The sequence below is a fragment of the Streptomyces sp. NPDC006372 genome (assembly GCF_040612515.1).
In the GTDB taxonomy this organism is placed as follows: domain Bacteria; phylum Actinomycetota; class Actinomycetes; order Streptomycetales; family Streptomycetaceae; genus Streptomyces.
On the sequence record NZ_JBEXQJ010000017.1, the window covers coordinates 90,502 to 113,582 of the forward strand.

The window sequence follows — 23,081 nt, forward strand, 5'->3', positions numbered from 1 at the left end:
CTCGACGGTCGTCACGGCAGCGGATACGGCTTGCTGTTGACCAGCACCGCGCCCTGCAGCGCGATGGTGATCGCCCGGATTCCGACATTCGCAATGGTGTTGACCTGGACCGTGCCGCCCGCAGTGAACGTCGCGGCGCCGACCGCCTTGAGATTGAGCGCGCCCATCGCGTCCACGGTGACCGCACCGCCGAGCGACTTGAGGTTGACCAGCCCGCGGCCCTGGATGTTGACCAACCCGCCGCTCTTGATGTTCACGGACCGCCTCGCGCTCAGCGTGAGATCGGTGCCGGCCTCGACCGACACCGACCGGCTGCCCTTGATCGTCACCGACCCCTTGCTGTCCACGACGATCTCGGTCTTGGTCCGGTCCAGGTTGATGGTCAGCTGCTTGTCGCCCGAGACCAGCCGTACCCCCTGCTTGCGGAGGCCGGTCTTCTGGCTGAGCAGGTCCATCCGGTTGCCGTCCCGGTCGGAGACGGTGTGCCGGCTCGCCTTCTTGCGGACGGTGTCGTGCAGCGGCACGTCACCGACCGTGGTCGGCTTGTCCCGCCCGTTGTAGAGACCGCCGATCACGAACGGATGGTCCAGGGCACCCCGGTCGAACGCCACCAGCACCTCGTCGTTGACGTCCATCGGGAACACCCCGCCACCGCCCAGACCGCCCATCTGCACGGTCCTCGTCCAGTCGCTGACGTAACTGTCGTCCAGCCACGGGAACTGCAGCCGGACCCGCCCCTGCTTGAGCGGGTCGTTCACATCGGTGACCAGCGCGTTCGCCACGCTCGGCATCCGGGGCGCGGTCTGCGACCCGCCGCCCGAGGCCAGCCCGTACAGCGAACGCCACTGCCGTCCGCTGACGGTCACCCACGCCTCGTAGTGCTTGCCGTCGCCGAAGTCGTGCCGGACCGAGGTGACGGTGTACTTGCCCTCGAAGGGCACTCCGACGTCCGCCAGCGCCACCGGAACTCCCGGGCGCAGTTTGGGGTTTCCCCGGGCGACGACCTCCAGCTCGGCGAACGAGCCGGTGACGTCGTCGGCGAGGGCGTCGGCGGCGAACCGCACCTCGTTCTGCTTGGCGTAGGGCGTTCCCGTCTCCACGAGCTTCGCGGCCTTGAACTTCCCGGCCGCCGCGCCCGGGGTGGTGCCGATGGTGATGCCGGGATTGCCGGTGGCCGCCGCGGTGGCGGTCAGCTTCTTCTTCGTCGTCACGTCCCAGCCGCGCGACTCGACCTTGGCCACCTGGTCGGCGGCGGTGACGGCGGCCCGCAGGCGCAGGATGTCGTGCCCGCCCTGGAGGACGAACGGGCTCTTGTCGCCGTCGGTCTGCGGGGAGGGCGCCCCGGAGGCCGACTTGGGCTTCACGAACTGGAACTTGCCGTCCGCGTCCACCGACATGACCATCTCGTTCTCGTCGGCGAGCCGGGCGAGGAAGTCCCAGTCGGTGACGTTGGACTGGCTGATGAACTCGTACACCGTCTTCGTCGACTCGATCCGCCCGATCGGCACCCCGTCCTTGCCGGCGAGTTTGCGGGCGATGTCGGAGGCGCTCTGGTTGCGGTAGGCCGCCACCCGGCGCTGGCGCAGCAGCCGGTGCCCGAAGTCGTAGCCGCGGACGACGGTGTAACTGCCGGTGCCGTCGTAGTCGGCCTCCAGGCCGGTGACCTCACCGGTCAGCAGCGGATTCCCGGCACCTTCGCCGTCCGCCACCGGCGCGAACACCACCTCCGTGCCGAAGGTGATGTTCAGCTTGCCCAGCAGCAGCCGGTACGGGTCGCGGAAGGTGAGCCGGAACGCGGCGGGCACACCGACCCCCTGGTCGACGTAGCTCTCCACCAGGTCCGGGGCGAACTCCGGCGGCAGCGGGGCGCCGCCGATCTTCACGTCGACGACGCTCGAAAAGGAGGACTGCACCATCAGTAACGCACCTCCTCGGCGGCCGGCAGCACCAGTTCGACGCCGGTCGGCAGCCGCGCCGGGTCGTCGATGCCGTTGGCCTCGGCGATGGAACGCCAGGCGGCCGCGTTGCCGTACTCCCGCCAGGCCAGCGACTGCAGGGAGTCGCCCGCCACGACCCGGTGCACCCGCTGCGCGGTGAGCGCGCCGGAGGTCGGGTTCTGCCGCTTCGTCTTGCTGGCGATCTCGTGCAGCTGCAGCCGGCAGGTGGCGCGGATCGGCACGCCCGTCGTCGAGAACAGCGTGTAGTCGGCCTCCACGGAGCTGACGTACGCCGTGAACCGGGCCGTCGAGAACGACCCCCACTGGAAGACGACCCAGGGCGGCGACGGCTGCTTGGCGGCGAGGCTCTTGGCCGTCACCTCGCAGCAGGCGAGCAGCGAGTCGACCTTCTTCAGGACGGTGTTGCTGTTCGGCTCGTCGGAGGAGTCGAGGAAGATCTCGACTCCCATCTCCCGGGGCTCGGCGCCCATGAACTCCGGGAGCGGGCCGACGCGTTCCATCTGCGCGGGGGTCGCCTTCCACTGGGCCCGGCGGCTCAGCGACAGCTGTGCCGGGTTGAAGTCGAAGTCGAAGGTCTTGATGATGCCGCCGGGCGTTCTGCTCTTGCCCTTGGGCGGTTCGTGGATGGCGAGTGCGGCGCGAATGAGGCTCTTGCCGGCGCCGCGCCTGCTGCCCTTGGCCATGATGTCCCGCTTCCTCCGTCAGTCCGTTCAGGCCGTCAGTCCGTGAACCCGTGGTGGGTGATCTCCAGCACCTCGGTCGCCACGGCCGGGTTCGCCGGGTCGAGGGTGGGGCCGGTCCAGCTGACGGGCAGCACGTCGATGAGCCCCCACCGCGCGACCTCCGACCCGTCCGCGCGCAGCGCCGTGATCTGGGCGGTGGGCCGCTTGATCCCGGTCTGCAGGGACGAGATCCACTTGGCCACCTTCGTGGTGTCCGGCGTGAGCGGGCGGGTCAGCCGGATCGTCGAGAACGACACGCGGGTCGGCAGCTGCCAGACGAAGCCGTTGTTGCCGCCCTCCTGGCGCTGCTCGATCTCCACCTGCGAGGACAGCCCTTCGCATCCGTTGAAGAAGCCGAGGCTCTCGCCGTCGATGCTGAGGGTGAACCAGATGGTGGATCCCGGATCCTGGCGGGACATCGGGGGCCTTTCTTCGGTGCCGGGTGGGTGTTCCGGGGCGGGTTCGGTCGGTGGCGGTTCGGTCAGTGGCGGGGGTCGCGGAGTCTGCCGATGCGTTCGCGGTCCTGGCGCAGTTCCGTGCGGATGAGGCGGGTGATGCGGCCTATGAGGCGGTGGACGAGCTCGTCGAGCTGGAAGTCGGTGAGTTCGCGGGGGTCGAACGCGCCGGTGGGGACTGCCTGGTAGGCGGGTGGGGGAGGGCCGGCCGGGGGAGCGGGTGGGGTGTACGCCGGTGGTGGGGGTTGGGCTGAGGCCGACGTCGGGGGTGAGGGGGCCGTGGGGGAGTAGGGGGGTGGTGGCGAGGGGGTGAGTGCGGGCGCGGGCGGTTGTGCCGGGGGTGCGGTGTGGCGGGTGAGGGTGGAGGCGACGGTGGCGGCTGCGGCCGCGGCGAGGGCGCCGGTGGCCGAGGTGACCGACCTGCCTGGGGTTTTGGTCGAGTTGGACGAGGTCTTCGACTTGCGGCCGAAACGTTGAACGGTGGGCGTCGAAGTCGAGGTCGGCTGGTGGGGCCGGGGTGGAGTGAGGGGTGCGACCGGGAGGGGAGCGCTTTCGGGTGTCGCGGGTTGGATCGGTTGGGTGAGTGGGGCGCCGATGGGGAGGTGGCGGGTGGTGGGTGTGGTGGGCGGAGTGGTGCGGGGTGTGCCGGGGGCCGCGTCCGGGTGCGTGGGCGTGGGCTTGGGTATCGGCTTGGGCGTGGGTGTGGGCTCGGTGGGGAGCGGGGCTCCGAGGCCCGGGCGGGGTGGGCGGGGGGTGGTGCTGGGTGTCGGGGCGCCGTCGGTGGCGGTGGGGTGTTGGGGGCGTGCGGCGTGGGACGGGTGCCGTTGGACGGTGGGGCTCGGTGCGTTTGCGGAGGCGGTTGCAGGCCGTGCACTGCCGGGCGGGGTCGACGGGGTGCTCGTCCGGCTGTTGTTGTATGAGGTTGCGGGTGTGGTCGTGGCGGAGGGTGGTTGTGGGGGTGCGTCGGCCGGAGCCGGGGACTGGACGGCTGATGACGTCGGGCTCGCGGCAGCGGGCGGTACTGCGCGACGACTCGGTGTGCGCTGGTCGGTGGCCGACCGCTGTACGGGGAGGGCGCCGGATACCGGGTCGGTGCTCTGGGGCTCGGGCCCGGGGTTGGGGCGGGGTGCCGTGGTGACGGCCCTGCGGTGGTCGGTTTTGGGTGCCGTTGCGTTGTGGGCAGGAGGGAGAGGAGCCCGTTGCACCGGGGTGCTTCCGTTGTCCCGCTGGGTTTTCCGGGTTTTGGCGGTGTCGGTCGTAGGTGTGCTGGGCTCGGCTGTTGTGGCCCGTGGCGTGGGACGGGGGCCGTTGTCGGTGGCGGCGGGGGCCTGTACTGGGGTGGTGTTCGGGGCAGCCGCGTGAGGTTCGGTGGCTTGAGCCGTAGGAACTCGCGCTGGGGCGCTGCTCGTTGTCGTGGATGACCGGCCTGCCGGGTCGGCGGTGGTCTGCGCGGGGCGGATCGGCCTGGCCGCAGTACGGGCCTGGCTCGGCACGGCCTGGCGCTGTACCGCCGGAGTCCCGGTAGCGGTCCGCACCTTCGTCAGGGACCCCGGTTGGGGCAGAGGCTTCGCAGGTACGGGGGCCGCCGGGGTGGTTCCTCGTGCTGTCGAGGGGGCGACAGGTACGGCTGAGCGCACCGGCTCACCGGCCGGGGGCGCGGGGACGGCCGGGCGCGAAGGCTCGCGCAGGGGAGCTGCGGGACCCGCGGGGCGCAGGGGCTTGTGTTCGGGAGGTGTTGCGACCGCCGGACGAAGGGGCTTGTGCTCGGGAGGTGTTGCGGCGGCCGGACGCGAGGGCTCATCCACGGGAGCCGCTGGAACGGCCGGACGCCCCGGCCCTCTCACAGGTCCCGCAGAATCGGCCGAGCGCCCTGACCCACCCGCGGGGCCCGCCGGGCTCGAATCGCCCGTGCCCGTCTGCCGGCCCGGACTCGCGGGCATGGACGACGGCGTGCCGGACCCAGCCGGTACGGACCCCGCACCTGCTGCCGAGCCGGCCGCCCTGCCCTCCGAGGCCACGGGCCTCACGCCATCGCCCGCGTCCGGCGACACCCGTGACGACGCACCCGGTGATGGCGTCCGGCTGCCGACCCTGGGCACGCGCTGCACCACGGGCCCGTTCCCCGCGCCTCGGCGATCACGAGGCGTCGCCTGCTCGCTGGGGGCCTTCTCAGCGACAGGGGTTCCAGTCGCGGGCGCAGGCATGGTGGATGACGGTGGGAGTGAGGCTGTCTGCTCAGCCTTGGCCATGGGCCGAACGACGGGTCCGTTCCCCGCGCTTCGGTAATCGTGAGGCGTCGCCTGTTTGCTGGGGGCCGTCTTAGCGGCAGGGGTTCCAGTCGCGGGCGTAGGCATGGTGGTTGATGGCGGTGGTGAGGCTGTCTGCTCAGCCTTGGCTATGGGCCGAACGACGGGTCCGTTCCCCGCGCTTCGGTAATCGTGAGGCGTCGCCTGTTTGCTGGGGGCCTTCTCAGCGGCAGGGGTACCAGTCGCCGACGCAGGCATGCTGGGCGACGCCGGTGGCGAGGCTGTCTGTCCGCCCCTGGTCATGGGCTGCACGACAGGCCCGCTCCCCGCGCCAGGATTTCCAGAACTGGCAGTCGCCCGCGAAGGCATGGCACGCGGCGGCGACACCCGTGACGACGCGCCCGGCGACACCGCGCGGCCGCCACCACTCGGCCTCCGTTGCACGACGGGCCGGCTCCCGGCGGACGGCTGGCCACCTGCCGCCGAACGCCCGGCCGCAGCTCCTCGGGCACCAGCAGCCCCGGGTGCACCAGTCACTCGCGACGACGCGCCCGGCGACACCGCGCGGCCGCCGCCACTCGGCATCCGTTGCACGACGGGTCCGCTCCCGGTGCCCCGCCGGCCGGCTCCCGCCGGACCCCTGCCCGGAGCCCGTCCACCACCCGGAGCCTCCGCAGCCTCTGCTGCCTCCGGAGCAGCAGCCGCTCCCGGCCCCCTGGGCGGAAGCGCCCGCAGTGGCACGGCCGGGGCCCGCTCCGGCACCGGCTCCTGCCCGGCCACGGGCAACGCACCCGCGTGGCGTTCGAGGCCGGACACCGGACGGGCCGTCGTCGGGCGCGGGACGTCGCCGAGTACGGCGCTCGACCGGCCGTCCAGGAGCGTGAGGGATTCCGTACCGGTGAACGACGGGTCCTGCCACGTGGGCAGCCGCCCGCCGAACCCGGCATCCGCGACCCCGGCCCGCCGCTCCGGAGCCAGGGCGCGCTGAATCGGCGGCAGTTTCGGCCAAGAGGCGGCAACCACCGGACGAGCCTCCGTGCCGGAGCCGCCGCCCCCATCAGCAGACGGCGCCTCCGGAACGGAACCCCCGTCCCCGACAGCGGACGGCGGCTCCGGAACAGGACCCGCGCCGGTCTTCCGCCCGCGCCCCCGAACCCGCTCGAAGAACCCCACTTCTCAGCCCTCCGCCCCGGACCGCGTCACCAAGGACGCGATCTGCTCGGTGAAACGGCGGCGGTCATGGTGTTCCAGGTTCAGGATGTCGTCCATGCTCCAGTGGAAGTGGTAGGCGACGTACGCGATCTCCTCGTGCAGCCGGTCGGTCGCGTACGTCACGATTCCCCCAGGCGGCTCCCGCCGAGTTCCACCTCGAACGGCTCGGAGCAGTGCGGGCACTCCACGGCCGCCCGGGTGTGGCCCTCCGCGTTGATCTGGCGGTAGAAGTCCTGGAGGAACGCCAGGTCCGAGGCGAACATGTTCTCCACGATCCCGTCGTGGACCATGGACAGCGTGCCCAGCCGGGTGATCACCCGGCCGAGCAGGACCACCGACAGGTACGCCGGGTTCTCCTGCACGCGGACGTCCCTCAGCGGAACCAGTTCGTCCCTCGCCGTCGACAGGCGCATCACCCCGTCGCGGTGGACGGTGCCGGACTCGTCGACGTAGCCGCGCGGCAGCTGGAAGGGGAACTCGGTGCGCAGGTGGTCCCGTTGAGGAGGCGGAGCCTGCGCGGCGGGGGCGGGGGAGTCCACGGCCGGGACCGGGCCCGGCCCGGGCTCCGTTCCCGCCGGGGCCTCCGCCGGTGCCGCCGCCCGCGCCTCGGGCGCGACCCCGCCCGCCCTCGCAGCCGTACGCCGCATTACTCGATGACCAGTTCTTCGAACACGATGGTCACGGTCTCCGTCAGGGCGGCCGCCTCCCCGGCCTTCACCGTGCTCGTGTCGATCTTGCTGCACCAGGCGTTGCGCAGGTTGTACCGCTTCACCGGGTTGTCCTCGAAGTCCATCATGATGATCGAGGCGTTCTTGCGGGCCGTCGCCATCCGCCCGGCGATGGAATCGTTGATCCACTGCGTGAACGACGCCGACTGGGTCATACCGCGCACCACGGTGCACTGCCCGTTCTTCTGCACGCCCGGCAGCAGGGACACCTCGGGCCTGCCCTGCGCGGAGTTCTGCTGGTACGTGATGACGTCCTGTTCGAGGGTGAGGCCGCTGACCTCGGCGAGGTACTCGACCATCACACCGTCGATCTGCAGGCCGAAGTTGTGTGAGGTGAGGGCGTCACCCGGCTGGAGACTCATGCGTTCGCTGTCCTTGTGAAGGAGGTGGAGGAGGGTGTCAGGGGCGTACGAGGGTGGAGGCGGACGGGCGGGTTACTCCTCCAGCTCGCCGCTGCCGCTGGAGAACTGGGCCAGCCGGAAGATCACGAACTCGGCGGGCTTCACCGGGGCGATGCCGATCTCGCAGATGACCCGGCCGACGTCGACCGACTCGGGCGGGTTGGTCTCCTCGTCGCACTTGACGTAGTAGGCCTCCTCGGGCCGCTGGCCGAAGAGCGCGCCGCTGCGCCACTCGTTGACCAGGAACGCCGAGATGTTGCGGCGGATCCGGGCCCACAGGTTGTGGTCGTTCGGCTCGAACACCACCCACTGCGTGCCGATGAGGATCGACTCCTCCAGGTAGTTGAAGTACCGGCGGATGTTGAGGTAGCGCCAGGCCGGGTCGGAGGAGAGGGTGCGGGCGCCCCACACGCGGATGCCGCGGCCGGGGAAGGCGCGGATGCAGTTGACGCCGATGGGGTTGAGCAGGTCCTGCTCGCCGCGGGTGATCTGGATCTCCAGGTCGACGGCGCCGCGCACGACCTCGTTGGCGGGCGCCTTGTGCACCCCGCGCTCGGAGTCGCTGCGCGCCCAGATGCCGGCGACGTGGCCGCTCGGCGGCACGAGCCGGGACTGGCCGCTGGCCGGGTCGAAGGTCTTGATCCAGGGGTAGTACAGGGCGGCGTACTTGGAGTCGTAGCCGGCCGTCTCCTGGCGCCAGACGCGGATCTGGCGGGCGTTCAGGCCCGGCGGCGGGTCGATCACGGCGACCCGGTCGCCCATCAGCTCGCAGTGCGCGATCAGCCCGAGCTGGACGGCCTTGACGGCCTCCAGGTCGATCGCGCCGCGCTGGTAGGCGGCCATCAGGTCGGGGACGGCCACCATGGAGATCTCGTCCACGGCCTCCAGGCCGCCGAAGCCGGTGCGGTCGGCCGAGTCGCCGAGGTACTGGGCCGGGCCGGGGTGCGAGGTGTCGGGCCTCTCGACAGGAGCGGCCGGCGCGGGCGCGGGGGCCGCCAGTGCCACCGTCTGGTTGTCCGGGCGGACCAGCTGCGCGGCCGGCGCGGCCTCGGTGACGGTGATGAGCTTGGAACGCTCCTTCACCTGCGTGACGACGTAGTTGCGGCCGCCCTTCTTGGCCGTCACGTCGAACGTCTCGGCGGCCTTGCCGCCGTCCTTGACGACCAGCTTGAACCGCTCGGCGGGACCCTCGCCCTCCGGGTCGGCGACCTCGACGCTCAGGTCGCCCTGGGCGATGGCGGTGACGGTGAAGGTGCCCAGCTGCTTCGGCTCGCCCGCGGTCAGCTCGGCCGGGGCCGAGCCGGACCGGCCGGTGACGGCCGCGGGGCCCTGGTCGGCGTCGGCGGACGCGCCCTCGGCGGAGCCGCCCACCCGGACGACGTACGCGGCGGAACCGCCGTTGTTGAAGAAGCCGTAGACGGAGTGCGCGAGGTAGTACCCGTCGGTGAACTCACCGAACGCCGCGACGTACTGCGTCCAGTTGGTCACCAGGGTCGGCTCGTTCAGCGGTCCGGTCGGCGCGAGCCCCACGAAGGCCGCCACCGAGGTCCCCACCCCCTCGATCGGGCGCGAGCCGCTGGCCACCTCCTCGACGTAGACGCCGGGCGACAGGTAGGACGGCATGCTCTGCTCTCCTCGGGGTACGAGACACGAACAGCTCCGACCCTCGCGCGCGTCGGATCGCCCGGGAAACGGCCTCCGGTGCCGGAGTGGGGGCAATCCGGTTGCCCGCGAGGGCAGGAACAGGGTGCGTGCGCGCCCTCAGGAACGCCGGCTCCCGTGCCCGGTCCGCCCTGACGGTGACCGGGACACAGCTCCACGGGGACCTCACGGCCCCGCGGCATGGTCCTTTCGGTCAGCCCATCGTGCCCTCACGCTTCCTGACGCACCGCCGGCACCCGGCTAGCGTCACGACGGTGAGCTTGTGGACTTCCCTGGAACCGGCCTCCGCGACCGTCGACCCCGGCAGCAGTACGACGGTGCGGTTGCGGTTGCGCAACACCGGTGACGTCGTGGACGAGTACCGTTTCGAGCCGGTGGGGCCTGTGGCGCCGTGGACGACGGTGGAGCCGTCTTCGCTGCGCTTGTATCCGGGTACGACCGGGACGGTGGAGCTGACGTTCGCGCCGCCGCGTTCTCCGGATGCGACGGCGGGGCCGAACCCGTATGCGGTGCGGATCACGCCGACGGAGCATCCGGAGGCGACGACGGTTCCTGAGGGGAATCTGACGATCACTCCGTTCACGGAGGTGCGGGCGGAGCTGGTGCCGCCGACGGTGAAGGGGCGGTTCCGGGGCCGGCCGCGGCTGGCGGTGGACAACTTGGGCAACACCAAGCTGACCGCTTCGCTCAGTGGCAGTGACAACGGCGATGAGCTGTCCTATGACCTGCATCCGGCGAATGTGCAGATCGAGCCGGGCCGGGCCGCGTTCGTGAAGACCACGCTCAAGCCGAAGAACATCATCTGGTTCGGCTCCAAGGAGCAACGGCCCTACACGCTGGACGTGCTGCGCTCGGGCGTCTCCCCGATCGCCGTGGAAGGGACGTTCGTCCAGCGCGGGTTCCTGCCCCGCTGGCTCGCCACGTTCTTCGGTCTCTTCCTCGGCCTGGCGATCACGTTCGCGATGCTGTGGATCGCCTACAAGCCCGCCGTCACCAGCGAAGCCGAGCGGACGCTGGCCGCCGGTGCCACCATCGCCCCGAGTGCCTCGCCGACACCCTCACCGGTTCTGCCACCGGCTCCTACGGAGACCGCGGCACCGCCGTCCCCCGACACCGGTTCGGGCGGTTCGGGCGGCTCGGGAGGTGGGGGTGGGGGCGCCGCCCCCACGGTGACGGCCAAGCCCAAGGCGGACACGGCGGCGACCGCGGTGAACCGCCTGGCCGCGGGTGACCCCGGCGGGCGGCACATCTGCTACCGCGTCTTCGTCCGGGGCGAGGGCTGGCAGAAGCCGGTGTGCGACGGCACCGTCAGCGGCACGGTCGGGCAGAACAAGCCGATCAAGGCGCTCAACGTGGCGGTGTACGGCGTTCAGGGATCCGCCGGAACCGCCATGGTGCACGACCCGCAGTCGTCCAACGGCCAGGGCAAGTGGCCGCCGAGCTGGACGGCCATCGTCGCGGACGGCAAGGACAACTACATCGGCGGTACGAAGAGGGACTCGCCTCACCTGTTGAACTTCGTCTACAACGTCGGTTCCGGTCAGGCCTGCAACGAGGCCAAGGTCCGCGACCGTGACTGGAGCCGCCAGGTCTGCAACAAGGCCCGCCCCGACCTCAACACCGCCGGGACCTTCGACAACTCGCTCTGGCTCGAAGCCATCAAGCTGACGGTATGAGGACATGACTCTCTGGACTTCTCTGGAGCCCGCCTCCGCGACGGTGGACCCGGGCAGCAGTACGACGGTGCGGTTGCGGTTGCGCAATACCGGTGACGTCGTGGACGAGTACCGTTTCGAGCCGGTGGGGCCTGTGGCGCCGTGGACGACGGTGGAGCCGTCTTCGCTGCGCTTGTATCCGGGTACGACCGGGACGGTGGAGCTGACGTTCGCGCCGCCGCGTTCTCCGGATGCGACGGCGGGGCCGAACCCGTATGCGGTGCGGATCACGCCGACGGAGCATCCGGAGGCGACGACGGTTCCTGAGGGGAATCTGACGATCACTCCGTTCACGGAGGTGCGGGCGGAGCTGGTGCCGCCGACGGTGAAGGGCCGGTTCCGGGGCCGGCCGCGGCTGGCGGTGGACAACTTGGGCAACACCAAGCTGACCGCTTCGCTCAGTGGCAGTGACAACGCTGATGAGCTGTCCTATGACCTGCATCCGGCCAATGTGCAGATCGAGCCGGGCCGGGCCGCGTTCGTGAAGACCACGCTCAAGCCGAAGAACATCATCTGGTTCGGTTCCAAGGAGCAACGGCCCTACACCCTCGCCGTGCAGCGCTCCGGCGTCCAGGCCCTGCCCGTGGAGGGGACGTTCGTGCAGCGGGGGTTCCTGCCCCGCTGGCTGGCGACGTTCTTCGGGATCCTGTTCGCGCTGACGCTCACGTTCGTGATGCTGTGGATCGCCTACAAGCCCGCCGTGGGCACCAAGGCCAACCCCTCGGCGGCCGTCGAGGCAGGCAGCACCCTCGCCCCGTCCCCGAGTCCCACCCCGGCCCTGACCTCCGCGCCCCCACCGCCGTCTCCGACCCCGCAGGAGCCGGAGGACGGCGACGGTGGCGCTGGCGGAGGGGGAGGGGGCGGGGCCCCGCCGCCCCCGGCCAAGAAGCCCCCGAAGCCCGTGGTGCCGGCGTCGAACGTCGTGCTGCGCAACACCACCACCAAGCGGTGCGTGGACGTCCCGGGCTACGAGAAGGGCCAGGCCGAGGGTCCCGTACGCCAGTTCACCTGCAACGAGACACCGCAGGACAACCAGCTGTGGGACCTCGACGTGAAGTTCCCGGAGACGGGGCCGGGCGGCAGCGCGCTCTTCGTGATCCGCAACGTCAAGGACCAGCTGTGCGTGGACCTGCCGGGCGAGGGCGCGGCTCCGGTGCGGTCCCCGATCCAGGAGTTCACCTGCGACGGCTCGACCGACGACAACCAGCTGTGGTGGGTCGACAAGCAGGAGAGCGGCGCCTACTGGATCCGCAACTTCGCGAGCAACAACAAGTGCCTGGACGTGGCCGGCTACAGCACCGGCGTCAACGACACCAACCTGACACTCTTCGACTGCTCCAACACGGACGACCAGGAGTGGAACATCGTCCGCCCGTCGGAAGGATGACGGGCCGGCCCTGACCCCGCAAGGCCGGCCGCTACCAGGTGCCTTCCCCCGGCACCAGGCGGCCGGCCTTGCGGTACTCGCGGCGGGCGCCCTCCAGCAGGTCGGCCGCCGTGACCGGCTCTTCCCGCCCGGAGGCCAGATAGGCGGCCGTCACCACGGCGCTCCGGATCGAACCGCCCGCCAGCTCGAAGTCCCGGACCACCGGACCCAGTTCGACGCCGTCCACGCTGGGCACGTGCGACAGGCTGTGCCGCCACAGGGCGAGGCGCTGCTCCGCGTCCGGGAAGGGGAAGTCGACCACCAGGTCCAGCCGCCGGGTGAACGCCTCGTCGATGTTGGCGCGCAGGTTGGTGGTGAGCAGCGCGATGCCGTCGAAGGACTCCAGCCGCTGGAGCAGATAGGCGCTCTCCAGGTTGGCGTACCGGTCGTGCGCGTCCTTCACTTCGGACCGCTTGCCGAAGACGGCGTCGGCCTCGTCGAAGAGCAGCACGGCATCGGTGCGGTCGGCCTCGGTGAAGATGCGTTCGAGGTTCTTCTCGGTCTCACCGACGTACTTGTCGACCACCGAGGACAGCTGGACCACGTAGAGGTCGAGACCGAGGTCGGCCGCGACCACCTCCGCCGAGAGCGTCTTGCCGGTGCCGGACTCGCCCGCGAACAGGCCGAGGACACCTCTTCCCCGGCCGCCGCCCGCGCTGAGCCGCCAGTCGCCGAGGACCCGGTCACGATGGCGGGCGCGCAGGGCGAGTTCCCGCAGCTGGGACAGGGGCCCCTCGGGCAGGACCAGGTCCCGCCAGTCGACGGCGGGACGGATCCGGCGGGCGTGCTGCTCCAGGCCCGAGGCGGACTGCCGGCGGGCGGCGATCCGCAGATGGGCGGGGGACAGCGGGGCGCCCTCGAACGCGGCGAGACCCTGGGCCGCGCGGACGGCACGGGCGATGTGGTCACCGGCGAGGCGGTACGGGGCGACGGTGACCGCCAGATCGAAGTCCGGCTCCCCGCCGAGGGCGGCCGCCCAGGCACGCACCGCGCCCGCACGCCGTGGGGGAGCGTCCAGGACGAGCGGGTCGCCGTCGCACCACTGGGGGTCGTAAGGGCCCGTCCCGGTGACCAGCACCGGCACATCGGCCGCCTCGGCCAACTGCCGGAACAGCGCCGCCGGTTGCTCCGGCAGTCCGGTGACGACGACGGCGTGGCCGCACAACCGGGCCTCACGCAACAGCTCCGGGACGCGGTCCTCGGGGCCGGAGAAACGCACGGCGGAGACACCCGAGGCGTGCAGCGCCGCCGTGACGCAGGGCAGTCCGTCGCCGTCGCGGCGCTCCCGGAGGTACGCGGTGACCGGCGGGCCGGAGGTGAGCCGGCCGGCCAGCCGGTGGACGAAGCGGGTGAACTCGGTGTCGTCCTCGCCCGGGGTGTCCGGCGGTGGTGCGGGCAGCGGATGCAGGTGCCCGGCGAGTGCCGCGTCGGGGGTGTCGTCGCCGAGCAGATGCGCGACGAGCCGGTCGGGCACGCGCAACGAGCGGCTGAGGAAGGGGCGTTCGGGTTCCTCCACGGTGAGCAGCCCGAGGGCGGCCAGCGGGGCCGTGGGGTGCAGCCGGGCTCGGGCCCCGGCCAGGTGGACGGACAGGCCGCACAGGTCGAGGGCGAGGGCGACGGTGGCCCGGCGCCTGCTGACGTCGTCATTGAGGTAGCCGTACAGCGGCTCGAAACCCCGGTCCAGGTCGGGGGCGAGGGCGGTCAGGAGCAGCGCGCTGTCCAGCGCGGTCAGACCGAGCCGCGCGGACAGGTCCGCCAGACGATCACCGGGTGGGCCCCCGGGCCCGGGACACCCGAGCGGCAACGGCTCGGCCGGCCGCAGCAGATGCCGTACGGCCTCCTCCGAAAGGTACAGACCGCGCAGCGGGTCACCGGCGGTGGGATCGTCGGCGGCGCGGTGCTCGACCAGGAGGGAGACGCGGTGGCGCAGTTCGGAGAGGCGGGTGAGGAGGGCGTCGACGGGGGAGGGCCGGCCCAACGGGCCGGGGCTCTCCGGGCGAGGGTTTTCCGGGTCGGGAGCCTCCGTGCCGGGGCCGACCGGGTCCAGTCCTTCCGGGCGGGGGCGTTCCGGGCCTGGGCCGGTCGCCGCCGATCGGTCCGGGCAAGGGGGCGACGCGGAGGTTGTTTCGGATCCCGGGCTTCGCATGGTCATGTCGCCGTGTTCCGTCCTCGTGCGCGCAGTGCGGCCCGCCGGGCCTCCTTCGCCGCCGCCACCTGCCGGGGGCGGTGGGCGCGTTCCTCCGTGCCGGGTGGTGTGCCGTCCAGGGCACGCGTGCGTACCACCGCGCCCTCGGTGACGGGCGGCCCGACGTCGTACTCGGGATAGGCCGGGAACGGCGCCGTGATCACGAGGTCCAGGGAGGGCTTCAACTCGCCGCCGAGCGCGGACCAGATCTCCGCGAGGGAGCGCGACTCCGTCTGGATGCCGGCCACCGACACCGGGATCGTCAGGCCCAACCCGCCCAGTGAGGGGGGCAGTTCCGAGGGCGGCAGCAGCTCCCGCGGGATGAGTGTGGCCAGCACGGCGGACAGCAGGCGGTGTTCGTCCTGGGGCTGTTTCGTCCACGCCGTCACCAGGTACGACAGCCGGAACCAGCGCGGCGGCTGACGGCGTTTGACGACGATGTCCCGCTCGTCGTGCACCGGGACCCGGCCCCGCTGGCGGCGGTTGATGTCCTCGCGGATGTCGTACAGATAGGCGTTGATCGTCGGCGAGTTGCGGCGGGCGGCCCAGTCACGGGTGGGGGCGTCCAGGGCGACGTCGATCCCGGATCCGGCCAGCGCTCCACCGCTGAGCAGGCCCTTGAGGACCTCGTCCACTTCGTGGATCACCGCTGTGCTCCCGCTTCCGCCCTGCCGTGCCGTACTCGTCCCCGCGCGCCGCCCCGCCCTGACCGATCGTGCCTTTTCCCCCGTCCGCGCCCGCAGGGGCGCCAGGGACGGCGGCAGGGCAGAAAGCGCTGCCCACAGGGGCGAATTCGGCTGCCCGTTCGGTCAGATGTAGCCTTCCCGCAGGGCATGGGCCACGGCATGGGCCCGGTTGCGCAGGTGCAGCCGGGTGGTCAGCCCGTGCATCACGTTCTTGACGGTGCGTTCGGAGTAGGACAGCTTGCTGGCGATCTCACCGGTGTCGAGTCCCTCGGCCACCAGTCGCAGCACGTCCAGTTCACGCGGTGTCATCCCCGAGGCCGGGGCGCCGGGCCGGCCGGCCGTGCCCCGGTGCAGGGTGCCCACCTGGTTGATGAGCCGGCCGAGCAGATCGGCGGGCAGGTCGCCGTCGCCGCGGGCGGCCGCGAGCACGGCCTGCACCAGACGGGTCGCGGTGGCCTCCCGCCGCCACACGATGGCACCGACCCCGCACTCGATGACGTCGAGCAGTTCGGTCTCCCGCAGCGCCCCCACGACGAGCACCGCCCGCGCGCCCTCGCTGCGCACCAGTCGGCGCAGCCGGGTCAGCGCCGTGTCGTCGAGCACGTCGTCGATGAGCAGGGCCACCGTGCCGGGACCGGACGCGCTCTCCTCCCGCAGGTCGATCTCCGGGAAGCGGCGCAACTGGCTGACCGCCCCCTCGCGGGAGATCGGGTCCGCGGCGTGCACGGCCACGGGTATCCGGGCCGAGGCGTCGGCCGTGCCGGGGCGAGTGGTCCGCGATGAGCTGAGCAACCGTTTCCCCTATGTCCGCTTACGCGCCACCCCGGTGGTGCCGGTGGCGGATGTGCACTCTCCACCCTTCTGGGACGCCAGAGCGCGGCGCAATCGTGGATCACCACGAGCGGCACCACGAGATCGGCTTCACGCGGACCACGAGACCGGCTTCGCGCCGGCCACGCGACCGTCCCTCCACCTGACCACGTACGACCCGACGAGGCACGAGGGATGACGGCCCGTTCGGTTCCCCCGGGGCCGGATTCCGCCGCCGTGGCACTTGTCACGGCACCCGTTCCCCGCACCGGCCGTCCTCGAACGCGAGTACACACCACGTCCGACCAAGGAGGCAGGATGCCCGAACCGCAGCGCGAGCACCCGGAGTCCCGGCGGCGACAGCACGCCCGGCCCGGCGCACACCGGCCGGCCGCCGACCTCCTGGCCGCCGGGATCGCCCGGGCCCGCTCCGGTACGGGCGGCCTGGTGCTGGTACGCGGAGCCACCGGCACCGGCAGGACCAGCGTCCTGGAGGCCGCGGCGGAGGACGCCGCCGCCCAGGGCATGCGCGTGCTGCGCTCGCGCTGCGCGCCGGGCCGGTCCGCCGAGCCCTTCGCCGCGGTACGCCGACTGCTCTGCGTCCTGCCGGACTTGGAGGAGCCCGACCCGGCGGGAGACGAACGGGAGCAGGCCGCCCCGCTGTGGCGGGCCCTGCACACGTACGGCGGAGAGTCCCCGTTGCTGCTCGCCGTGGACGACGTCCACCTCGCCGACGGCCCCTCCTACCGCTGGCTGGTCGAGGCCGCCCGACACGTGGACCGATTACCCGTGCCCGTCCTGCTGGCCGTCACCGAACGCAGCCAGTACGACATCGACCCGCCCGCTCCGGGCTTCGCACACACCCTTTCGCCCGCCCTCGTCGACACCTACACGCTCGCCCCGCTGACCGCCGGCTCGGCGACCGGCCTGGTCCGCGCGGAGCATCCCGGCGCCCCGGCCGCGTGGGTCGAGAGCTGCGTCCGGGCCGGCGCGGGCAGCCCGCTGCTGCTGCGGTCCCTCCTCGACGACCTGAGCGCGTCCGGGGCGTTCGCGGCCGGTGCTCCCGATGTCTCCCCCGCCGAGGGCGGGGGCCCCTCCAGCCGCACCACGGCCGGCGGCCCATACCCCGCAGTGCCCGAGACGTCCGCCGCCCTCTACCCCGGTTCGTACGCTGCCGCCGTGCGGTGGTGGCTGGACAGTGCCGGACCCGCCACGGCGGAAGTGGCACGCGTGCTCGCCGCACTCGAGGAGGGAGGGGACCGGACGGCGGTGGAACCGGCCGGCCTGCTGGCCGAACTCGCCGGTGCCGACCCGGCCCGGGTCGCGGGCTGGCTCACCGCGATGACCGGGCTCGGCCTGCTGCGCCCCGGCCCCGACGGCCACCCCCGCTACGCTCATCCGCTGCTGCGGGACGCCGTACTCGCCGGTGTCCCCGACGCCCGGCGGCGCGCGGTGCACCGGACGGCGGCCGAGGCGATGCTGCACCGGGGCGCCCCCACCGGGGCTGTGGCACGGCAGCTGCTGCTGTCCGGCCCGGCGGGCGGCACCTGGGCACCGGCGGTGCTGCGGGACGCCGCCTCGCTCGCCCTGCGCGACGACCGTTTTGACGACGCCGTCGCCTTCCTGCGCAGAGCCCTGGACGAGCCGCTGCCCGACGACCACCGGCAGCGCCTCCTGACCGAACTGGGCTCCCTGGAGTGCGCGGGTCAGGAAAGCTCGGCCGGGATCCCCCGGCTCACCGAGGCGCTGACCCTGCCCGGCACACCGCAGGACCGGGTGCGCGCCGCCGTGGCGCTGGGCACCGCGCTGGCCGGACGCGGCCGGGCTCGTGCCGCCGTGGAGGTCCTGCGCACGGTGGACGGCCAGCTCACCGGGCATCCCGACCTGGGCGCCGCCCTCCAGACCGCGTCCGCGCTGCTCTCCGACCAGGACCAGACCGTCCGCCAGGACGTGTACCGCCGGCTGTCCGACACCGCCGAGCGGTCACCGGAACTCGTCGGACCGGCCACCCGGGCCCTGCTCGTGCGGTACGCGGCCACCGCCGCACTGACCTCGGCGGACGACGCGATGCGGCAGGTGCGCGCGCTGCTCGCCGAGCCGGCCCACCCGCTCACCGAGCCCTTCCTGCTGGGAACGGCGGCCGCGGTCGCCCAGTGGGCCGACGAGCTCGACGAGGCCGACCGCCTCGTGGACCGCGGCCTGGCCGGCCAGCGCCCCGACCTGCTGCACCCGATGCACGCGGCGCTGCTCAACACCCGGGCCGACATCGCCGCCGCGCGCGGCGAGTACGCGCTGCTCCCGGCCGAGCCCCCCACCTCCGCGAACGGCCCCTCCAACGTCCACGCCACCACGCTGCTCGCGCTCGTGGAGACCGGCCGTACCGCCGAGGCCCGGCGGCTCGCGGACGGCTTCGACCTGCGCGAGGCGCCCGACAACTGGGAGCTGAACCGGTTCCTCTACGCACGGGGCGTGCAGCGCGCCGCCGCGGGTGACCCGGCCGGGGCGCTGCACGACTTCCTGGAGTGCGGCCGCCGCCAGACCGCCCGCGCCGTGGTCAGCCCGGTCGTCACGCCCTGGCGTTCCGCCGCCGCCGAGTGCCGCCTGGCCCTCGGCAGTCCGCAGGAGGCGCTCGTACTGGCCGAGGAGGAGCTGCGGCTGGCGCGCGCCTGGGGTACGCCCCGCATCGTGGGCCGCGCCCTGAGGGTCCTCGGCACGGTCACGGGCGGCCGCCGGGGACTGGAGCTGGCCGAGGAGGCCGTACGCATCCTCGAGGACGCGCCACCCGCCACGGAGGGAGAACTGGTCGCCGCGCTCCTCGCCCAGGGCCGGCAGCTGACCGCCGCCGGGGACCGCGCCCGGGCCCGGGACCGCCTGCGGACGGCCGCCGAACGGGCCGAACGCCTGGGCGCGCTGCGGCTGCGGACGCTCGCCGAGGAGGCACTGCGCGAGGGCGGAGCCCGCCGCGCCGCCGATGCCCGCACCGGCTCCGGCGCCCTCACCGGCAGCGAGCTGCGCATCGCGCAACTGGCGGCCGACGGCCGTACGAACGCCGAGATCGCCGGCCTGCTGCACCTCGCCCGGCGCACCGTGGAGACCCATCTGACCAGCACCTACAAGAAGTTGGGCATACGGCGGCGGGGCGAGCTGGGGCGGGCGCTGCACGGGATGTGAAAAAAGTGTTATCCCCACTCCTTCACGCCGTCTCCACCGTGTGATCCCCGACATGGCGAGGACCCCGGGAGCGGCTGAGAGGGTGCGTGCGGAACATCAGTGACCCCAGGCGTCGAGAGGCCCCCGTGGACAGTCAGCACTGGCGCGCCACCATTACGGCGGCGCAGTCCGGCGACCGGCAGGCGCTGGACGAGCTGGTCGCGGGCTGGCTGCCGCTGGTCTACAACATCGTGGGCCGGGCCCTGAACGGCCACGCCGACGTCGACGACGTCGTCCAGGAGACCATGCTGCGCGCGGTCGGCAACCTCGGCTCGCTGCGCGACCCGGACAGCTTCCGGTCCTGGCTGGTGGCGATCGCCATGCGGCAGATCCGCGACCGGGCCCGGCGCCGGACCCCGGACCACCTGGAGGAGGCACCGGCCGCCGACTTCGCCGAACTGACCGTGCTGCGGCTCCACTTGGAGGGGCAGCGGCGTGAGGTCGCCGAGGCGGTGCGGTGGCTCGACGACGACGACCGGCAACTGCTGTCGCTGTGGTGGCTGGAGGTCGCGGGAGAGCTGACCAGGCGCGAGCTGGCCGCCGCCGTGGGCATCACCCGGCAGCACGCCGCCGTGCGCGTCCAGCGGATGAAGGAGCGCCTCGAGACCTCGCGCGGCATCGTCCGGGCCCTGGACGGCGCCTGCCCCGACCTGCGCGAGCTGACCGGCCGCTGGAACGGCCGGCCCGACTCGGTGTGGCGCAAGCGGCTGGCCCGGCACATCCGGGGCTGCGGCTACTGCGGCGACCCCCGCGAGTCGGTCGTACCGGCGGAACGCCTCCTGGTCGGCATCGCGCTGGTCCCGCTGCCCGCGGGGTTCACGCTGTCGCTCGCCTTCGGCGGCAAGACCGCCGTGGCCGCCGGCTCCGCCGGGTGGTCCGCCAAACTGCTGGGCGCGCTCACCAAACCGGCCGTCGCGATGACGGCGGGCGCGACGATCGTCGCGGGCGGCGCCTACGTCGTCACCCAGCCTCCCGACACCCCGCCGCCCCGGGCCGAGGCCACGCCCACGGCCGCGGCCACCACCGGACCGCCCTCCCCCTCCGCCCGGCCCACGCCCAAGCCCAAGCCCGGTCCCACCCCGCCACCGTCGAAGAAGGCCGATGTGTACGGCACGGTCGTCGACGCCGTGGACCGCGCCCCCGACCCGGACACCCGGCCCGCCGCCCTGCCCCGCCGCCCCGAGACGGGCGTCACCAGCACCGGCGGACCCAAGGCGGTCATGCAGCACCGCGGCGACAGCGTCACCCTCACCGGCCGGGGCTACGTCCTGGTCCGCTGGCAGATCTCGCCGAAGTCCCGGCCCGGCGCCCTGGTCATGCCGTCCTGGACCGGCCTGAAGGGCAAGCTGTTCCACGTGGCGTCCGGCGGCTGGCGCCGCATGGACGACCCGCTGCCCGGCGCCCCGAACGGCTACGCGACCGGCATGGGCGGACCGGACATCGGCTACGCCGTGCTGCCGCCCGGCACCCAGCAGATGTGGCAGAACGAGTACTTCTACCTCGACGGCACCGTCACCCTCACCCAGAACGAACGGGGCTGCGACTACGGCCTGACCGTCTTCCCCTCGGACCGGCAGACCGTGGACGAGGACATCAACGAGGGCCCCGCCCAGGGCGCCGTCCGCTACGGCCTGGTCCGCGACACCGGCACGGACAGCGCGCCGGTGCCGCAGTACGTCACGCGGTCGACCCCGGCCGATCCGGCGACGGTGCCCCAGCGTTCGCGCGTGTAGCGCACAGCACGTCGACGCGGTTGGTCGTGATCGAGTCCACTCCCGCGTCCAGGAGCCGCCGCATGGAGCGGCGGGTGTCCGGGGTCCACACGGACAGCAGGTAGCCCTCGCGGTGCACGCGCTCGGCGAGGGGCCGGTCCACCAGCGGGAAACGGTAGTTGAGCCAGCGCGGCCGGATCGCCTTCAGCAGGACGGGCCGGGGCGGGGCCAGGGTCGTCCAGGTGAGGGCGATCTCGGTGGCCGGATCCGCCGCCCGCACGGCGAGCATCGCGTCGGCGCCCGCGCAGTAGTAGACGCGGTCCGCCGCCCCGCCCTCCCGTACGACGTCCATGACCCGGCGCACCGCCCGTGCGCCGGGCGAGCCGGGCAGGTCGATCATCACCCGGTGGCCGCCGGTCGCGGCCAGCGCCTCCGCCAGGGCCGGCACCCCGCCGCCGGTCAGCCCGCGCACCTCCGCCCAGGACAGCGCGCGCACCGGCCGCTCGTGCTCCCAGAGCCGCTTCAGCGTCTCGTCGTGCAGCAGTACCGGCACGCCGTCCCGGGTGAGCCGTACGTCGATCTCCACCGCGTCCGCGCCCCGGGCGAGCGCGGACCGCAGCGAGGCGACGGTGTTCTCGCGGACGCGGTAGGGGTCGCCCCGGTGGGCCACCGCGATCACGGGGCGCCCGGGGTGCTCGGGGGAGGGCGTCACCGGTCGAGCCACCGCACGGTGTAGGCGTCGATCTCGTCCCTGATCCGGGTCTTGCCCGCCTCGTCCAGGAAGGACGCCTCGACGGCGTTCTTCGCCAGCTCGGCCAGACCCCGCTCGTCGAGGCCGAGCAGCCGGGCGGCGACCGCGTACTCGTTGTCGAGGTCGGTGCCGAACATCGGCGGGTCGTCGGAGTTGATCGTGACGATGACCCCGGCCTTCACGAACTCCTTGATCGGGTGCTCGTCGAGCGTGGCGACCGCGCGCGTGGCGATGTTCGAGGTCGGGCAGACCTCCAGCGGGATCCGGTGCTCGGCGAGGTGCGCGAGGAGCTTCGGGTCCTGCGCGGAGCTGGTGCCGTGACCGATGCGCTCCGCCCGCAGATGGGTCAGGGCGTCCCACACCGTCTCCGGGCCGGTGGTCTCACCGGCGTGCGGCACGGAGTGCAGCCCGGCCGCGATCGCCCGGTCGAAGTACGGCTTGAACTGCGGCCGCGGCACACCGGCCTCGGGCCCGCCGAGACCGAAGGAGACCAGCCCCTCAGGGCGCAGCCGGTCGTCGGTGGCGAGCCGGACCGTCTCCTCCGCGGACACGAGGCCCGCCTCGCCGGGGATGTCGAAGCACCAGCGCAGCACGGTCCCGAACTCGGCCTCGGCCGCCTTGCGGGCGTCCTCGATCGCGTCCATGAAGGCACGCTCGTCGATGCCGCGGCGGGTGGAGGAGAACGGGGTGATGGTCAGCTCGGCGTACCGCACCTGCTGCCGCGCCAGGTCCCGGGCCACCTCGAAGGTCAGCAGCCTGACGTCCTCCGGGGTGCGGATCAGGTCGACGACCGACAGGTACACCTCGATGAAGTGGGCGAAGTCGGTGAAGGTGAAGTAGTCGACGAGGGCGGCGGGATCGGTCGGAACCTTGGAGTCGGGGTGCCGGGCGGCCAGCTCGGAGACGATCCGGGGAGACGCGGAGCCCACGTGGTGCACATGCAGCTCGGCCTTGGGCAGTCCGGCGACGAACGCCTTGAGGTCGCGCGAGGCGCGGGGATCGACGAGGTGCTCGGTCAAGGGTTCCTCCCCGGAACGGCGCCCAGGCCGGCACGAGGCGGCGGGCGCGGGTGATCGGCTGATCGGGTGACTCGGGTTCATCGTAGGCCGTCGGACAACAGCCCAGGGGCGCGGGGAACCGCGCGACCAGCCCCGACGGACCCGCACTGTGGAGCCTGCCTGACCGCCCCGTAGCATGGCGGC

Annotated in this window: 15 protein-coding genes and 1 pseudogene; 4 read left to right on the forward strand and 12 right to left on the reverse strand. The window is 72.8% G+C overall.

The window, feature by feature from the left end; translation table 11 throughout:
• Positions 1-11: 11 nt before the first annotated feature.
• The 7 genes from ABZ016_RS24205 to ABZ016_RS24235 all read right to left on the reverse strand — a co-directional run bounded on the left by ABZ016_RS24205 (position 12) and on the right by ABZ016_RS24235 (position 9,345).
• Positions 12-1,916, reverse strand: coding sequence for a VgrG-related protein (locus ABZ016_RS24205; protein WP_356918742.1), 1,905 nt, complete (start codon positions 1,914-1,916; stop codon positions 12-14).
• Entirely contained in the window at positions 1,916-2,641 is a 726-nt protein-coding gene (locus tag ABZ016_RS24210; RefSeq protein ID WP_356918743.1) for a tail protein X, read from the reverse strand. Before ABZ016_RS24210 ends, ABZ016_RS24205 begins: the two co-directional genes overlap by 1 nt.
• 35 nt (positions 2,642-2,676) lie before the next feature.
• Positions 2,677-3,099 (reverse strand): phage tail protein, encoded by a 423-nt coding sequence (locus tag ABZ016_RS24215; RefSeq protein ID WP_356918744.1) that lies wholly within the window; start codon positions 3,097-3,099, stop codon positions 2,677-2,679.
• A 3,458-nt stretch (positions 3,100-6,557) separates the two neighbouring features.
• The gene (locus ABZ016_RS24220; RefSeq protein WP_356918745.1) at positions 6,558-6,716 is read right to left on the reverse strand and encodes a DUF6760 family protein; all 159 of its coding nucleotides are present in this window, start codon (positions 6,714-6,716) and stop codon (positions 6,558-6,560) included.
• Entirely contained in the window at positions 6,713-7,240 is a 528-nt protein-coding gene (locus ABZ016_RS24225) for a hypothetical protein (protein ID WP_356918746.1), read from the reverse strand. Before ABZ016_RS24225 ends, ABZ016_RS24220 begins: the two co-directional genes overlap by 4 nt.
• Entirely contained in the window at positions 7,240-7,683 is a 444-nt protein-coding gene (locus ABZ016_RS24230) for a phage tail protein (RefSeq protein ID WP_003993305.1), read from the reverse strand. The genes ABZ016_RS24225 and ABZ016_RS24230 overlap by 1 nt, the downstream gene beginning before the upstream one ends.
• Before the next feature lie 72 nt (positions 7,684-7,755).
• On the reverse strand, positions 7,756-9,345 hold the full coding sequence (locus ABZ016_RS24235; RefSeq protein ID WP_356918747.1) for a phage tail sheath subtilisin-like domain-containing protein: 1,590 nt from the start codon (positions 9,343-9,345) through the stop codon (positions 7,756-7,758).
• Between the two features lie 293 nt (positions 9,346-9,638).
• Between ABZ016_RS24235 and ABZ016_RS24240 the strand changes: the two genes are divergently transcribed.
• The gene (locus ABZ016_RS24240; RefSeq protein ID WP_356918748.1) at positions 9,639-11,060 is read left to right on the forward strand and encodes a hydrolase; all 1,422 of its coding nucleotides are present in this window, start codon (positions 9,639-9,641) and stop codon (positions 11,058-11,060) included.
• A gap of 4 nt (positions 11,061-11,064) precedes the next feature.
• Positions 11,065-12,486 (forward strand): RICIN domain-containing protein, encoded by a 1,422-nt coding sequence (locus tag ABZ016_RS24245; RefSeq protein WP_356918749.1) that lies wholly within the window; start codon positions 11,065-11,067, stop codon positions 12,484-12,486.
• Between the two features lie 31 nt (positions 12,487-12,517).
• Here ABZ016_RS24245 and ABZ016_RS24250 read toward each other — a convergent pair whose 3' ends face one another.
• From ABZ016_RS24250 to ABZ016_RS24260, 3 genes are all read right to left on the reverse strand, one after another.
• Complete coding sequence (locus tag ABZ016_RS24250) at positions 12,518-14,503, reverse strand: ATP-binding protein (RefSeq protein WP_356918750.1); 1,986 nt, start codon at positions 14,501-14,503, stop codon at positions 12,518-12,520.
• A gap of 170 nt (positions 14,504-14,673) precedes the next feature.
• A complete protein-coding gene (locus ABZ016_RS24255; RefSeq protein WP_356918751.1) occupies positions 14,674-15,357 on the reverse strand; it encodes a DUF4255 domain-containing protein in 684 nt (227 codons plus the stop codon).
• Between the two features lie 162 nt (positions 15,358-15,519).
• On the reverse strand, positions 15,520-16,188 hold the full coding sequence (locus ABZ016_RS24260; RefSeq protein WP_356918752.1) for a response regulator transcription factor: 669 nt from the start codon (positions 16,186-16,188) through the stop codon (positions 15,520-15,522).
• 336 nt (positions 16,189-16,524) lie between these two features.
• Here ABZ016_RS24260 and ABZ016_RS24265 point away from each other — a divergent pair, with 336 nt between their 5' ends.
• Both ABZ016_RS24265 and ABZ016_RS24270 read left to right on the forward strand, forming a co-directional pair.
• Positions 16,525-19,377 carry an AAA family ATPase gene (locus tag ABZ016_RS24265; protein WP_356918753.1) on the forward strand — a complete coding sequence of 951 codons (2,853 nt, stop codon included), beginning with the start codon at positions 16,525-16,527 and terminating at the stop codon, positions 19,375-19,377.
• A 125-nt stretch (positions 19,378-19,502) separates the two neighbouring features.
• A complete protein-coding gene (locus ABZ016_RS24270; protein WP_356918754.1) occupies positions 19,503-21,149 on the forward strand; it encodes a sigma-70 family RNA polymerase sigma factor in 1,647 nt (548 codons plus the stop codon).
• On the opposite strand, the gene ABZ016_RS24275 is transcribed toward ABZ016_RS24270, so the two are convergent.
• Positions 21,094-21,840, reverse strand: coding sequence for a glycerophosphodiester phosphodiesterase (locus ABZ016_RS24275; protein WP_356918755.1), 747 nt, complete (start codon positions 21,838-21,840; stop codon positions 21,094-21,096). The genes ABZ016_RS24270 and ABZ016_RS24275 overlap by 56 nt on opposite strands.
• Positions 21,837-23,004, reverse strand: a pseudogene (locus tag ABZ016_RS24280) (adenosine deaminase). Before ABZ016_RS24280 ends, ABZ016_RS24275 begins: the two are co-directional and overlap by 4 nt.
• Positions 23,005-23,081: the final 77 nt, after the last annotated feature.

Excerpts from the sequence above, each read along its gene's own strand:
- ABZ016_RS24210 (WP_356918743.1), bottom strand. The coding sequence starts at position 2,641 with ATGGCCAAGGGCAGCAGGCGCGGCGCCGGCAAGAGCCTCATTCGCGCC.
- ABZ016_RS24245 (WP_356918749.1), top strand. The coding sequence starts at position 11,065 with ATGACTCTCTGGACTTCTCTGGAGCCCGCCTCCGCGACGGTGGACCCG.
- ABZ016_RS24235 (WP_356918747.1), bottom strand. The coding sequence starts at position 9,345 with ATGCCGTCCTACCTGTCGCCCGGCGTCTACGTCGAGGAGGTGGCCAGC.
- ABZ016_RS24225 (WP_356918746.1), bottom strand. The coding sequence starts at position 7,240 with ATGCGGCGTACGGCTGCGAGGGCGGGCGGGGTCGCGCCCGAGGCGCGG.
- ABZ016_RS24230 (WP_003993305.1), bottom strand. The coding sequence starts at position 7,683 with ATGAGTCTCCAGCCGGGTGACGCCCTCACCTCACACAACTTCGGCCTG.
- ABZ016_RS24205 (WP_356918742.1), bottom strand. The coding sequence starts at position 1,916 with ATGGTGCAGTCCTCCTTTTCGAGCGTCGTCGACGTGAAGATCGGCGGC.
- ABZ016_RS24215 (WP_356918744.1), bottom strand. The coding sequence starts at position 3,099 with ATGTCCCGCCAGGATCCGGGATCCACCATCTGGTTCACCCTCAGCATC.
- ABZ016_RS24265 (WP_356918753.1), top strand. The coding sequence starts at position 16,525 with ATGCCCGAACCGCAGCGCGAGCACCCGGAGTCCCGGCGGCGACAGCAC.